The 14,200-nt window shown below is 35.8% G+C and carries 12 protein-coding genes; 1 reads left to right on the plus strand and 11 read right to left on the minus strand.

The annotated features are described in order from the left end of the window. Positions 1 to 2: 2 nt before the first annotated feature. The 5 genes from MKX67_RS22065 to MKX67_RS22085 form a co-directional block, all read right to left on the minus strand. On the minus strand, positions 3 to 953 hold the full coding sequence (locus MKX67_RS22065; protein ID WP_307316521.1) for an ACP S-malonyltransferase: 951 nt from the start codon (positions 951 to 953) through the stop codon (positions 3 to 5). 19 nt (positions 954 to 972) lie between these two features. Further along, the gene (locus MKX67_RS22070) at positions 973 to 1,722 is read right to left on the minus strand and encodes an SDR family NAD(P)-dependent oxidoreductase (protein WP_322909857.1); all 750 of its coding nucleotides are present in this window, start codon (positions 1,720 to 1,722) and stop codon (positions 973 to 975) included. Continuing rightward, positions 1,712 to 2,362 (minus strand): GNAT family protein, encoded by a 651-nt coding sequence (locus MKX67_RS22075; protein WP_095371516.1) that lies wholly within the window; start codon positions 2,360 to 2,362, stop codon positions 1,712 to 1,714. Before MKX67_RS22075 ends, MKX67_RS22070 begins: the two co-directional genes overlap by 11 nt. Before the next feature lie 230 nt (positions 2,363 to 2,592). Next, entirely contained in the window at positions 2,593 to 3,264 is a 672-nt protein-coding gene (locus MKX67_RS22080) for a LuxR C-terminal-related transcriptional regulator (protein WP_095371515.1), read from the minus strand. Positions 3,265 to 3,275: 11 nt separating this feature from the next. Continuing rightward, positions 3,276 to 3,425, minus strand: coding sequence for a hypothetical protein (locus MKX67_RS22085; RefSeq protein WP_157733857.1), 150 nt, complete (start codon positions 3,423 to 3,425; stop codon positions 3,276 to 3,278). 112 nt (positions 3,426 to 3,537) lie between these two features. Here MKX67_RS22085 and MKX67_RS22090 point away from each other — a divergent pair, with 112 nt between their 5' ends. Then, positions 3,538 to 4,548 carry a helix-turn-helix transcriptional regulator gene (locus MKX67_RS22090; RefSeq protein WP_157733856.1) on the plus strand — a complete coding sequence of 337 codons (1,011 nt, stop codon included), beginning with the start codon at positions 3,538 to 3,540 and terminating at the stop codon, positions 4,546 to 4,548. On the opposite strand, the gene MKX67_RS22095 is transcribed toward MKX67_RS22090, so the two are convergent. Genes MKX67_RS22095 through MKX67_RS22120 form a run of 6 tightly spaced genes read right to left on the minus strand, consistent with a single transcriptional unit; the run spans position 4,535 to position 14,197 of the window. Then, positions 4,535 to 5,590 carry a GntG family PLP-dependent aldolase gene (locus MKX67_RS22095; RefSeq protein WP_322909858.1) on the minus strand — a complete coding sequence of 352 codons (1,056 nt, stop codon included), beginning with the start codon at positions 5,588 to 5,590 and terminating at the stop codon, positions 4,535 to 4,537. The two genes, MKX67_RS22090 and MKX67_RS22095, sit on opposite strands and share 14 nt — an antisense overlap. Beyond that, positions 5,571 to 6,809: an ATP-grasp domain-containing protein gene (locus MKX67_RS22100; protein ID WP_095371512.1), complete on the minus strand. Its 1,239-nt coding sequence runs from the start codon at positions 6,807 to 6,809 to the stop codon at positions 5,571 to 5,573. The genes MKX67_RS22095 and MKX67_RS22100 overlap by 20 nt, the downstream gene beginning before the upstream one ends. After that, on the minus strand, positions 6,787 to 7,842 hold the full coding sequence (locus tag MKX67_RS22105) for a cysteine synthase family protein (protein WP_340976903.1): 1,056 nt from the start codon (positions 7,840 to 7,842) through the stop codon (positions 6,787 to 6,789). The genes MKX67_RS22100 and MKX67_RS22105 overlap by 23 nt, the downstream gene beginning before the upstream one ends. Further along, positions 7,836 to 8,759 (minus strand): kinase, encoded by a 924-nt coding sequence (locus tag MKX67_RS22110; RefSeq protein ID WP_095371510.1) that lies wholly within the window; start codon positions 8,757 to 8,759, stop codon positions 7,836 to 7,838. The genes MKX67_RS22105 and MKX67_RS22110 overlap by 7 nt, the downstream gene beginning before the upstream one ends. Continuing rightward, complete coding sequence (locus MKX67_RS22115) at positions 8,752 to 10,245, minus strand: lyase family protein (protein WP_322909916.1); 1,494 nt, start codon at positions 10,243 to 10,245, stop codon at positions 8,752 to 8,754. The genes MKX67_RS22110 and MKX67_RS22115 overlap by 8 nt, the downstream gene beginning before the upstream one ends. Continuing rightward, a complete protein-coding gene (locus MKX67_RS22120) occupies positions 10,214 to 14,197 on the minus strand; it encodes an amino acid adenylation domain-containing protein (RefSeq protein ID WP_342488769.1) in 3,984 nt (1,327 codons plus the stop codon). Before MKX67_RS22120 ends, MKX67_RS22115 begins: the two co-directional genes overlap by 32 nt. Between the last annotated feature and the right edge of the window lie 3 nt (positions 14,198 to 14,200).

The following is a 14,200-nucleotide window of genomic DNA, read 5'->3' on the forward strand; positions in this document are numbered from 1 at the left end:
TTTTAACCTCCAATAGACGAACTACTACTTCTTGTACATATTTTATTGATCTCCTCCGCCACAAGATATGATTCCACTTCAAAATCAATATCTGTAAATTGTAGTGATTTGGCTACAAAATTCCCAGGCCCTACCACAATCAACTTTTGCACATTATTTTCTGCTAAAAACTTTAGCGATTGATACCATTGAACAGGTTTGGTGTACTGATTAACTAGCTCATTCGCTATCTCTTTCCCGGTATATAAGGGTGTGGCAGTTACGTTACTAACCAAAGGTTTAATGGGATTCACCGGCTTGATCATGGGCATGAATTCATTCTCAAATCTCTCTTTAACAGATTGAAGAAGAGAACAATGACCTGGTGGTCCATAAGGAATTGTGATTCCAAGGCCCCCAAGAGGTGATATTTTGCTACTTAGCTCCTCAAGACTTTTTGTATCTCCATTAACAATCATTTGATTGGAAGTTCCGTACATACATGGTTCTAGCGTACAGCCTTTATTACGTAATTCAGTAATATGATCATCCAGTACCTCGGTATCAATGTTGTAGAAGAAATAAACTCCATTGCCCTTATTTCTCTTCTCCTCAGCCTCCATTAAGCACATAGCTTGAATCATTTTAACAGTATCTGTAAAATCAAGACTTCCACTACAATGGATAGCATTTACTTGGCCTAGACTTGGACCTAAATAAAAATCTGGCTGACTAATTTCATTTCTAATCAGCTTATATAAAGCTGAACTGATTGTTACAATGCTCGTTCGGGCAATATCTCCACGATTTGTCATGGCCTCATTTTCTAAAAAAAAACTTTTTGCTAAGTCTTTACCGATAATGTCACTTGCTTGTTCAAACTGTTCTCTTACTAAAGGGAAACGATCATATAAATTTTTGAAATCTCCCTTTTTAAGTTTCATTAAAGGTGGAAACAATATGGCTGTTCTCAATTTTTCTACCTCCATCCATTCACATTAGTCCTCCATCAACGACTAACGTTTGCCCCGTGATATAACTTGATTTATCTGAAGCAAGAAATGATACAGCTTCAGCAACTTCTTTTGCAGTCCCTAATCTGCCCATGGCGATTTTCTTTCGAAACTCAGTCATCTGCTTTTCTGGAATTCGATCTACCATTCCAGTGTCTTCAATATATCCTGGAGCAACTGCATTCACCCTGACATTATAAGGGGCATACTCCTTTCCAAGTGAGCGTGTTAAACCAATTACTCCCGCTTTACTTGCGCTATACGCACTTAGTCGTTCTATTCCTACCAACCCTGAAAGGGATGATATATTAATAATTGAACCGCTTTGTGCTAACAACATGTGAAAAGAAACAGCATGAATGCAATTAATTGTTCCCATAATGTTGGTGTCCACAATCTCTTTCCACTTCTCTACCGGATTACTTGGAATTAATGCACCACCAAAACTGATACCCGCATTATTAACAAGTACATCAATTCGCTTATGCGTGGATATTATATTTTGAAAAACATTTTTGACCATTTCAATATCATTGACATCCAGTTTTTCAAAAAACACGCGCTCATGACCCGTTTCTTTTTTTATCTCCTCAACTACTTGTTTGATTTCTGATAACGAAGATCGATAAAGCATGATTACAGTTGCACCTAATTCAGTAAAATGCTTTGACATACTTTTTCCTATTCCTTTTGAAGCTCCTGTTATGACTACTACCTTTTCACTCCACATTAACGCCAACACCTTTTACCAAACTTGGAAAGCACTCATCCTTCCATTGATGATTGAGATATTCATATAATTCTTTTCTAGTTTTCTCTTTTTCACTTTTGGGGATCATATCCTCTGGCAGATTCCCCTCATCCTGAGAGTAATATTCCTCCCTCAAAATAGAAGAAACCACAGCATCATGATACTCTCCATCTAAGAAGAAATAATCACGTAGAACCCCTTCTATTGTGACTTTATTCTTTATTAGAAAACGAATAGTCCTCAAATTGTATAAACCATTAATGAATTGAACTTTGTGAGCATTTTTAAAATGAAATAAATAATCTAAAATCAATAATGAGGCTTCTGCCCCGTAACCCATATCCCATAAATCGGGATTTCCTATTACACCACCAAGTAAATAACTTCCTTCATACTTCTGAGGCTGCCAGGAGATAAATCCTATCTTTTCATTGTCATGTGTAAGCACTGTGGCATAATTTGTATTCCCTGTTCTAATATCAGCCTTAATGTCCTCCAATGTGGCAAAGTCTTGGGCCCCTCTCGCCAATGCACTTACTTTTGATGGACAAACCCATTTTGAGAACAACTTAAAATCTTCTTCTTCAAGAGCCTGTAGTTTAACAAAATTACCTTTCATAATTTCCTCCTATTTGTATTTATTAAGCTCATCATAAAATAGGAGTGGGTCAAAAGAACCCGTAAATCACGCAAATGTAAGTCGTCTTCTTACATTCTCCTATCTTAGTTCTGTGTTACTAGTTGAGATGTGTATACTGTATAAATAAATTGGATGCCAATCTCACTTTTGAACTACTTCCCTCTATTTTTTCTTTTTCCATAAAAAAAAGTCTGACATTTGGTCAGACTCTAGGCATATACCGTTTGAACTTTTCTTATACTTATTGATTGATTCTGCAATAGTATGGCCTTCGTCATCTTAACCGCCAGACCTACTCTTGAGTTTACTTTTAATTTTTGCATACTAGATGTAATATAGTATTCAACTGTCCGCTTACTTAAATACAAGGTATCTGCGATTTGTTGATTGGTTTTATCATTTATTAACTCTTCTACGACTTTTAACTCCATTTCAGTTAAAATCGTAGGTATATACTTCAACTCTTCGTCAAGATCAAACGGAATTTTATTACCCATTAAAGGAAAGATATATTGCTTTAAAGCTGTCGAAAAGTAAAAGCCGCCCTTTTCTATCATTTCAATGGCAAAATGTATCTCTTCTGGTTTTTCCTTTGAAACGATTCCTTGGACATTACTTACAACAGAGATTAAATGCTGCTCCCTTTTTCCAATTAATACAATGCTAGGAACTTTATTTTCTAGAAGACTGTCTATATAAATGCTTTTAACTTTATTAATAATTGCCAAGGAGAATCCCTTTAAAAATAGTGGATCTTGTAAAAGATTTTCATTGTTTAAGTAATGAAGCTGATATTTTTCCTTATTCAATAATACGGAATGTATCGAGCCTTTTTTGAACGCCTTCTCTTTCCCCACAATCAAAACTTTTTTAGGCTTCATAACTTTTTCTCCTAGTGATGGCCTGGGATAGGTTTATCTTCGAATATACCTATACCGATGTTATCAGCACCATTACTTTGTACTACTTCAGATTTAATCACTCCATTAAATACGCCTATAGTAAGTAGTAAACCAATAATAAATTTATTTAGGACTTTCATCCTCTTTTTCCCCTCCTTTTGATTATCTAATACCATTATCACCCAAAAATTTGTTAAAATGTATATGTATTTACGCAATATTTAGACATATTTCATTAGGAGGATTGGTCTTTTGGAGAAAACAGGTGAAAAAATTGCCTATTATCGAAAGAAAAACGGGTTTTCTAGGCAATATTTAGCTGATAATATATGTGATGAATCCACTTTATATCGTATCGAAAAAGGACAGCAACTGCCTAGATTGGATATACTGAAAGAGATCTGCATGAAACTTAATATCCCTATTGAATACATTTTATCAGATAATGATGAAGCAGAACTTATATCCTACGTACAAAAATTTAAGAGGCTTTGCCGAGAGAGTCTCTATCAATTAGATTTTATCACTTTACAATACCACTATGAAGAGGCAAAAAATTTCTCTAATAACAACCCTTTATTAAACAACCGACAATTCCTCAGATTTCTAAGTTGGATTGAGGCAGTTCTTTATCATAAACGAGACCAAAACCCTGAAAAAGCTGAAATACTGCTGCGGAAACTCATCCAAAACGGAAAAATAATTAACGAAATAGATATTAATATTACGAATTCTCTTGGATTATTACTCTTAGAACAAAATAAACTAAAAGAGGCTCTTCGTCTTTTTATTTCATCATACAAAGCTTTAGAAAATAGTCCCTATATTGAGGATAAGTCCCTCTTCCCTAGAGTAGCCTATAATCTGGCCTGTCTTTACTATGAAAATCATAGAGATAGTGAATGCTTTGATATTTGTTATCGCCTAGAGTACTACTTACAATCTAATCACTTATTTTATTGTGCAGGAGAAGTAAGATATCTATTGGGCATTCTACATAAGCGAAAAAACGATTTAGATATCGCCCAACAATACTTCGATGAAGCAGTAAATATATTTTCTTTTGAAAGGAAATATGCTTTCTGTAGCCAATCACTACACTCCCTTGCTGAAATTCACTATTTAAAAGGGGATTCCAGAAATGGTGAGTTACATGTTAACAAAGCATTAAGCATAGCAGATTCAATTAATGATCAAGAAATATCTAACGCCATCAAAGAAGAAATAAAGCATACTATAAAACAGTATGCTAGTAGGCTTTAATAATATTAGAATGTAGTATCTCTTTTATGATCTTAATTGTTGAAGTGATATCGTCATCTGTAATATGTCTATGAATAACCGCTCGTATTCTACCATATCCCATCTCAGAAAATATTACATTATTTTTTTCTGCAGCCTCAAGAAATGACTTCCAAGTGAAATTTTCATTAATGATTTTGAACATGATTATATTTGAATGTACATCCTTTGTTTCAACCTCAATCCCATCAATCGCTTCTAATTCTTTCGCAAGTCTTTTCGCTTTCTGATGATCTTCTGTCAGTCTATCTATCATGGTTTGAAGGGCCACCAAGGCGGGAGCTGCTAAAATTCCCGTCTGGCGCATTCCTCCACCCAACATTTTTCTAATTCTTCGTACTTCGTTAATGTGTTGTTTTGTACCTGATACAATCGAGCCTACAGGTGCCGATAACCCTTTTGATAAACAAAATTGTAAAGAGTCCACATGCTGTGTAATCTCTTTTATATCGACACCTAATGAGAGAGCTGCATTAAAGACACGGGCCCCGTCCATATAGATAGGGATATGATTTTCATCCCCAAAACGCTTTATCTCACTTAAGTAATCTAAGCTTAACGCTTTCCCTCCACACCTGTTATGTGTATTCTCAAGACAGATTAACGCCGGCAGAGCAAATTGTGGATCGTTCTTATCGATTGGAATAGCGTTGGTTAAATCTTCTATAGAGAGACTTCCATCAGACTGTGTACGAATAGGTTCGTACATAATCCCCCCGCAAACTGAAGCTCCTCCAGCTTCAAAAATATAGATATCAGATTCATCACCAACGAGTGCTTTTGTTCCTCTTGGACAGTAAGCCATGATAGAAGCTAAATTCGCCATTGTACCACTCGGCATAAAGCAGGCCGCTTCTTTCCCTGTTAACTTTGCAGCAAATTCTTCAAGATGATTTACTGTTTCATCCTGCCCATAAACATCATCACCTAGCTTTGCTTCTTGTATTGATTGCATCATGGCATCTGTTGGCAACGTAATTGTATCACTTAAATAATTGATCATGTACACACTCCTCAATTAGCATTGATTGTTCAAAACCATCCAATAAACATTTCATTTCACTATAAGTTCGTGAGGCTACCACCATATAACCTATTCGGCCATACGCATTTTCCGCTTTCTTTACATAGTCACCAGGTACTTTAGAATAACGAACCTCTTTTATATCACTATGAGATTTAACATTATGCAATTCTTTTATTTCCCCTGACACACTAGGCACTAAAAATTTGATACCTGCAGTTAATGACTTTTTTTCCTCAATTAACGGTTCAATTCCTGATGCATTCTTTAATTGTTCTTTAAGCAGATCCACTCCAGTTGCATATTTTATAAGTTCAGGTATCATACCTCCTGCAAGTCTCCCATTAAACTCCACTAAAAATACTTTATTATCTTTTATCTTTATCTCTAGATGAGCAGGTCCTGATTTCCAAAGTAAACTTTCAAGAATAAGTAAAACCCCTTTTTCAATTATTCCTTTAAGATTTTCATCTATCCTAGCTGGAAATACATGACCACTTTCTATAAAAAAATCTCCCTTATTTAATTGTTTTTCGGTCACTCCTATCAGATGATGTTTACCTTTAACGGAAAAAACTTCTACGCTGTATTCTTGCCCTTCTATATACTCTTCGATCAAAGCTCCTTGTTTTTTCGTTTGACCTCTGACATTATGAGTAATTCTCATTATCTCTTTTGCATATGCAGATAATGATGGATAGTCCATACATTTACGTACGAAATTGGACCCACTATCATCAATTGGCTTTACAATGACTGGATAATTAAGTTCACCTTTTAATAATTCTAAGTCTTGCTCTGATTCTACTAATCTAAAATATGGCTGATAGAGTTCTGAGCATTCTCTTAATACCTGTCTAACAGCAGACTTATTTCTTACAATTTTGATTGTATCTGGCGAATTACCAGAAAAATGAAAAAGGCGATTCAAACATGCGACAGTATAAATATAAAATTCACTTGTTGTTGTAATACCTGCAATCTCTTCTAATGTAAAGTGATTCAAAATTGTATTTTTCAAGCCTTCTAAATCATTCGTTTCTGCTATAACAACCTCACAATCAATTAATGTCAATTGCTCATAACGGCTAGAATTATTTGTTATGAACACTGGCCTTAACCCTAGTTCCACCGTTTTTTCCAGTGCCAGCATTCCTGTACCAGTCGTATTAGATTCAATAAACAGCAACTTTTTCATTCACTTTCTCCCCTCGATTGATATGGGTATATGACCAATTACACACATCCTTAATATCCTTTTCCTCGACAGGATTCATGTTTAAACAATTGCTTATGATACCGTGTTTCCTTAAATACTTCTCATCATATATTGAATGAAAATATCGATCTCCTCTGTCTGGAAAAATGCCAACAATCACATTGTCTTTGTTGACTTGTGTACTTAGCCATCTGCTTACAGCATAAACACTCCCCGAACTGTTTCCAGCAAATATCTTCTCATGTCTAGCAAGTTCTAAAGTCCATGAAAAAGCTTCCTGATCATTCAGCCAATGCACACTATCTATTATGGAGTAATCAACATTTTGCGGCTTCAAGCTATTCCCCAATCCTCCTTGGAGTCTGTGAGGCTGATCTTTTTGTTGGAAAATCGCACTTCCTACTGCATCTACTGCAATTACCTTTAATGAGGGATTCTCCTTTTTTAAAGCTTTAGCCGTTCCACATAAGGACCCTCCACTTCCCACTGCCGCTACCAAATAATCAACTCTACCGATATCAATGATTAAGTCATTGGCCAAATCCTCATAAGCAAGGGGGTTATTAGGATTTTCATATTGTCTTGGCCAAAAGGCATTGGGGTGGCTTTCCATAAAACGATGAAGGTAATTAAGTCTCGCCCTTTGCCACCCTCCCTCCTCTTCCATTTCTTTTACAATATGAACATTGGCTCCCAAAGCCTTCATTTTCGCCAACGTTAACTGATCAATACGTGGATCCGTAATAATATGCACATCATAGCCAAGATACGTTCCTACTAATGTGACTCCCATAGCCAATGTACCTGAAGAACTTTCTACAATGACGCCTCCAGGTTTTAAAATTCCCGCATTGATTGCTTCATAAATTGCCTTTTTTGCTACGCGATCCTTCATACCGAAAGGATTATTCATCTCTAACTTTGCATAAACCGGTGCGACACTATTTGCTTCCAGCCGTAGCCTGACTGCTGGTGTCCTACCTATCAGATTGATCATACTATCATTCACCAAAGCCACCCCCCGCCTTCTCTTGTAGAGGGTAGGGAGTGAAAGACTTCAGCACTTAGTCCAAAGGATTTAAACTTTTCAATACCCTTTTTCAATTTATCTATATAATTGGGATCCGTATCCGATAGTAAAACTCCAATATAAGTACCACTATGAGCTGTAACTATACCAACCCCTCCTATTTCTTGATTAATTCTTTTCATTTTATCTATTAACAATTTCGGTCTAACCTTTTGATTCATCTCTGTACTTCTTGTCGCTACCTGCCCCAATAAGTTCACATCGCCTACTACAATAGCACCTTCTGCCTGTTGTAAAAGACGTTCATATTCTACCTTTTCTTTTTGATCAAATGGTTTAATTTGGTGGTTGAACTCAATTGTATCTACTACCCCACCTTCATCAATTGCAAGAACGGTTAATGGTGGACAACTACCAAAGTTGCCTCTAATCTTAACTTCGCGATGGTAATAAGACACAACGCCTTCATACATAATGCCATCGGAGGGCTCAATTCTTCTCATCATCTCTTCTAAAAGATAAATAGGAATCTTAATTGGGTAACAGTCTTCTATTGCCCTTATAGCTGCCACCATATCAGCAGTCGAACTCGCCAACCCTTTCCCCTCAACAAGCTCACTATCTATTTCCAGTCTTCCTCCTGTAGGTAAGTTAAAATAAGACAAAATATTAATAGCTAATTGTCTAGTTTTTTTCTTATGGGGAGGAAAAACTTCTAACTCTTGAGCAGATGGGGATGAGTTAAAATAGCAAGTCGAAAACCGATTAATTGGAAAAGTGACTAAAAATTCCTGATTATCTGGTAGGATCCCTTGTAGGAATTCTCCAAAGGTACCACATGCTCTACCAACACCGGTAATCACTTCGTTATCACATACCATTTTGGCTTCCTTAATCATTTACATTTTCCTTTCCGGGCACCCATTTATCTAATCTCTGCTTTGCCTCGGTCACCTTTTCTGTTATCCGATTAAAACGACGAATAAACTCTGCGTTTTGCCTTTTCTGACACTCTATGATTTCATTTACTTCTTCAGGGTGAACAGATCCGGCTGTAATTTTTACAAACAAGGCTTTTTCTGGGTCAAATATATCAACTAAAGTAGCTTGATTTATCTGAAGCTGTTTATAGCCATACCGCTCGCAGACTTGTGATAATAATAAAATGGGTAGTTTTTTTGGCGCAATTCCCTCATTGATTGCTAAGGTGATGAATTCACCTGAAATGACTTGGGCCTTACGATAAGGAATGCCTTCTTTAGCTGATAAATAATTGGCTAACGTAAATCCACCAAGGTAATCCTCTTCACACCTTTTTTTCATCTTATTTATATTGAAATCAATATTCTCAAAAATAAGTAGCAGAAGATCCGCAATGTCATTTGCTGTTTGGAAAAGCCGTGGTAGGTTGCTCGATGATTCCTTTGAAACCTCCACTAGATTACTAAAGGGTGTATTCCGTTGACCCAACATAAAATCCTGATAATAACTAATTAGATGACTTGTTTTTCCTCTAATTCTCTCTAGTATAGGAAGATTTCTTTTTTGTGGCATGGAGGAAGAGATACCTACTAGTTCATCAGGAAAATGAAGGAATTGATATTCACTACTCCCCCAGTTCATCATATCTGTCATGAAACGGCTCATATTAACACCAAAGAATGCCAGACTCTCTCCTATTTCTAAAATCCAATCCCGTGATGCCACACATACTAAAGCATGTCCACCAAATGAATCGAAACCTAGATCATTTGCCATCATTTCCAAATCCCATGGATACTCCTGACCTGACATTGCCCCAGAGCCTAATGGACAACTTTCATTTATAGACTCCAAACAAAGAACCATTTTCTCCAATGTCTTCTGTATATGACGGCTTATGGCAGTCAGATAGAATCCGACACTCATCACCTGCGCCGTTTGAAAGTGTGTATAGCCTGGCATAATCGTCCTTTTATACTTAGAAGCCAGTGCCCATAACTCTATCAAGAGCTTTTGAAATTTTTGAATTAGACTGATCCATGAATCCCTTGCATACATTAACTGTCCGCATGCCTGTAAATCATTTCTGCTTCTGTCTAAATGCCAATTTAATACTGGCTTACCCAAGTTCTCATCAATTGCCTTTTCAATAGAAAAGGCAATATCATTCATATTAGAATAGGCGCTTTTAATAATATTTTCTTTTTGTACAGATTTTACACTTTCTAAGAGTTTTACAGCATCTGTTGTATTAATTAAATTCATTTCCTCATAAGATTTTATGAGCACTTTTTCAATAGATAGATAATGTTCTAGATAGTTATCTGACTCAAACAATAGCTGCGGATATAATATAAGCTTATTCATGATTTCATGCGGGGGACTCTTGACTCTTCCTGTCATTCTCAATTTGCTTCATCTCCTTTAACGATAATAATTGATCCATCATTGTTCCTATTACTACAGAATGTGGAGATTCCAGTAAATTATTATGATTACCATCAACTGGTATGACCGTTACCTTGCCTAACGTCCTATTCCGCCAAATATTTTCATCAACAAGTGCATGAGGCTGAGTCTCATCAATTTTTTTACATTTAAAAAGAACTAAATCTGAAGTAATTTCTTGAACAAACTTATACGACTCACATGCAATGTTATTCTTCCCCATTACTTCAATGATTCTTTTTACATCCTCTTGTTCTGAGCCTTTAGGTAGTACACCTTTTCTAATCGCTCTCTCTAAGACTTCTGTATATTTATCCTTATTTGAAAGTTGACTAAATGCCTCTAAGTCCATCCCTAAACTATGTGCCCATACGATTAATGGATCCCTATTAGCTACTGACTGCAAGTTATGAAAAGGGTGAGCATCAAAAAGTATAACTGATGATACATGATAGTTTCGCTCTTCTAATATTCTTGCCATTTCTACCGCAATTGTCCCACCCATGGACCAACCAGCTATTCTGTATGGACCTTCCGTTTGAATTTGTAATACTTCCTCCACATATTTAACTGCCATCTCTTGTATAGTATTTAATGGCTGCTGATTATCTCCATATCCAATGGATTCTATTCCATATATAGTAAGATTTATAGACATATCTTTCACGAGTGGCATATAACAGAGTGCCCCCCCACCTCCCGGATGAATCAAAAATAATGGAGGGTGAGTTGTATCTGATTGCTTTAAAACAACTACATTATTATCAACTTTCACTTTGTTCCCATCTTCAATAAATTCACTCAATTGCTCAATCGTTCTATACTTAAATAAGTCAGAAATCGTCATACTGACATTAAACTCTTTTCGAACGGCGGCAACTACTTCAATGGCTTTAATACTGTAACCACCGAGATCAAAGAAATCCTCTTTAACCCCCAATTCTTTAATACCTAATACCTCTTGCCAAATGTGACAAAGTTTGACTTCCACATTGCTCTTTGGCATTAACTTCACTTTGCTCACAAGGTCATTTCGCTCAAAAGGCAATTCGTTGACGAGAAGTTTACCATTTGAGGAGAGGGGAATTTCATCCACCCAAACAAAGGATGCTGGTACCATATAATGCGGAAGCACTTGTTGCAGTCTCCGTTTTATGTTTGCAGCTATTATTTGACTATCTTTATTTTTAACAAGAAAAGCATAGATTTGATTTTCTCCATTATTTATATGTGTAACGACTGCAGCATCTGTTATCTCAGGGTAATCTAGAATGGTACTTTTTATCTCGTTTAATTCTATTCGAAAACCTCTAATCTTTACTTGGGAATCCTTCCTTGATATAAACAAAAACTCATTGCTTGCCAGTTGCTTCACAATGTCCCCTGTTTTGTAAAACATTTGATTTTGTCCAATTACATCTAAAGTAATAAATGTGTTTTTTGTTAACTCTTCATTGTTAATATACCCCTGTGATACACTTGGACCACCAATAAACAATTCTCCTTCAACGCCTTTAGGAACGAGTTGAAGATTCTCATCTAATACTATTAGTTGGTAACCTTCAAAGTTTTTCCCTATTGGCATCGTAACGTTAGGATATGTTTTACTACATATATGATAACTTGCCGCAACAGTCGCTTCTGTTGGTCCATATAAGTTGACTAGTGTTGCATCGATATTAATCGATTCATAGAATTTTTCCACTATTTTCCTATTAAGTGCTTCACCTCCTGTGAAAACCATTCGAAGCGAGTCATTATTATTAAATAGAGGTTGATCATTCAATTTATCTATTAAACTATGAAACAGCTGTGCTCTCGTGACTCTTTCTTGATACATTAAATTCGCTAAATAAGCGATATCAAATTGATTCTCTTGTTTCGTGAGAACCAGTGTACCTCCTCCTATCAGCGAACCAAATATTTCGGTTATTGACGCATCAAATGTAAAATTTATGTTTTGTAAGACCCTTTCACTTTCTTGATAAGGAAACACTTCTAAGTAATCATCAATATGATTGAGCAATGATGCATGTGTAACTTTAACTCCTTTTGGTTTGCCGGATGAACCCGATGTATATATTACATATGCTAGCATCTCATCTGGAGGCAATTCCTTTAAACACAGGAGTGGTTTATCCAGCTCTGATTGCATTGCCTCTTTTATGTTGATAATCTGATAAGGAACCCCATGTTGATTCACTACTTTATCAGTCAACAAAAGCGGAGCATTTGCATCACTAAGCATAAAATTCATCCTGTTTACAGGAAGCGACGGATCAATTGGTAAATACGCACACCCACTTTTGATAATTCCCAATATTGCCGCTATTTGCTCTAAAGTCCGACTCATGGAAAGACCTATTATGCTCCCTTGTTTACTACCGCTTCTTCTTATTATGGCTGCAATTTGATTACTCTTTCTCTCCAATTCTGCAAAAGTATAACTGCCTGAATCTGTTTTGACAGCGCAGGCATTTGGCTTATGAAGAGAGTGATAGGCAATCCTATCATGGATATAAGATGGCGGCCTTCCCTTCATATTAAAGCTTGTTAATTCGGCAATTTCATGCTTACTCATAAAGCTCAATTTAGATATTGGCTTATTAGGATCCGCCATAATATCTTGAACTAATTGAATATAATGGTTAATGAACCTTTCCATTGATTGCTTGCTTAAAATATCAGGGTTGTACTCAATTTCTGCATATGCTTGATTTCCTTCAGCATTTATATACAGCACCTTATCAAACTTTGATGTACCTGTATTAATTTTTTCATACTCGACTTTTAAACATTGTTCAACTTCTGTTCTTTGCTCATGGTAAGTAAATAGAACCTGAAATATCGGATGATAAGAGTTTTCCCTTTTGGGATTAACCTCTTGGACAATTCTCTCAAATGGAACCGTACTGTTTTCGTATACATTTAGAAAAGATTTGATTGTCTTTTTCAATACGGATGAAAATTTACTATAGGGTTTTAAAGACATACGGATAGGAAGTGTATTAACAATAAATCCAATCATATCTTCGGTAAATGCTGCTTTTCTATTAGATATTGGACTACCTATGACAATATCTTTTTGACCGGTATATCTATAAAGCAAAATAAAATAGGCTGCCATAAAAAAGGCGTTCATTGTGGATCCACTCTTTTGAGTATACTCCCTTACCTTTCCTACCAACTCGTTAGGAAAAGATAGCCTAATATTGTTGCCGCTGTAGGTCTGTTCTCTTGGTCTTGGGAAATCAGCTTGTAATTGTAAAAAGGGAGAAGCATCTTTCAAGTATTCCTTCCAGAAGCCAATACTCTGTTCTAGTTTCCCATCAAGAAGTGACTCACTTTCCCAATTAGCAAAATCCGCATAGTGATATTCAGGATCGCTAATTTGAAGCTCATCCCCTTTTTCTAAGTGTGTATATATATTTAAAAGTTCTTTTTTGAATATATCTAAGGACCACGCATCATAAATAATATGGTGTACATTAAAAAGAAAGTAATGAAAATGCTCATCGATTTTAATTAATTCAAAATTAATGAGAGGACCCTTTTCGATATCAAATGCTTTTTTGGCAAAGCTCTGTATATACTCTTCTAACTTTACTTCCTCTTCAATTTCTTGCTTATTTTTCATTATCAATTTAAAAGTTGGAGAAGAGACAGAAACTTTTTGTACTGGCTCTCCATCCACTTCAAGAAATGTCGTTCGAAATATTTCATGCCTTTCAATCATTTTCATAATTGAAAGTTCTAGTATGTTTTCATTTAATCTACCACTAAGCTTAAAGATAAAAGGAATATTATAAGTTGGACTCTTTTGAAATAACTTTTCAAAATACCATATTCTCTTTTGTCCAAAAGAAGCCGGTAGAAGATACACATTTTCTTCTAATGACTCGTCCATTTT

It is taken from the genome of Cytobacillus sp. FSL W7-1323, assembly GCF_038595015.1.
Lineage (GTDB): Bacteria > Bacillota > Bacilli > Bacillales > Cytobacillaceae > Cytobacillus > Cytobacillus kochii.

What these genes read in the sequence shown, in the direction of transcription:
- MKX67_RS22070 (WP_322909857.1), bottom strand. Translation starts at nt 1,722, where the DNA reads ATGTGGAGTGAAAAGGTAGTAGTCATAACAGGAGCTTCAAAAGGAATA.
- MKX67_RS22075 (WP_095371516.1), bottom strand. Translation starts at nt 2,362, where the DNA reads ATGAAAGGTAATTTTGTTAAACTACAGGCTCTTGAAGAAGAAGATTTT.
- MKX67_RS22080 (WP_095371515.1), bottom strand. Translation starts at nt 3,264, where the DNA reads ATGAAGCCTAAAAAAGTTTTGATTGTGGGGAAAGAGAAGGCGTTCAAA.
- MKX67_RS22085 (WP_157733857.1), bottom strand. Translation starts at nt 3,425, where the DNA reads ATGAAAGTCCTAAATAAATTTATTATTGGTTTACTACTTACTATAGGC.
- MKX67_RS22095 (WP_322909858.1), bottom strand. Translation starts at nt 5,590, where the DNA reads ATGATCAATTATTTAAGTGATACAATTACGTTGCCAACAGATGCCATG.
- MKX67_RS22100 (WP_095371512.1), bottom strand. Translation starts at nt 6,809, where the DNA reads ATGAAAAAGTTGCTGTTTATTGAATCTAATACGACTGGTACAGGAATG.
- MKX67_RS22110 (WP_095371510.1), bottom strand. Translation starts at nt 8,759, where the DNA reads ATGATTAAGGAAGCCAAAATGGTATGTGATAACGAAGTGATTACCGGT.
- MKX67_RS22115 (WP_322909916.1), bottom strand. Translation starts at nt 10,245, where the DNA reads ATGACAGGAAGAGTCAAGAGTCCCCCGCATGAAATCATGAATAAGCTT.
- MKX67_RS22120 (WP_342488769.1), bottom strand. Translation starts at nt 14,197, where the DNA reads ATGGACGAGTCATTAGAAGAAAATGTGTATCTTCTACCGGCTTCTTTT.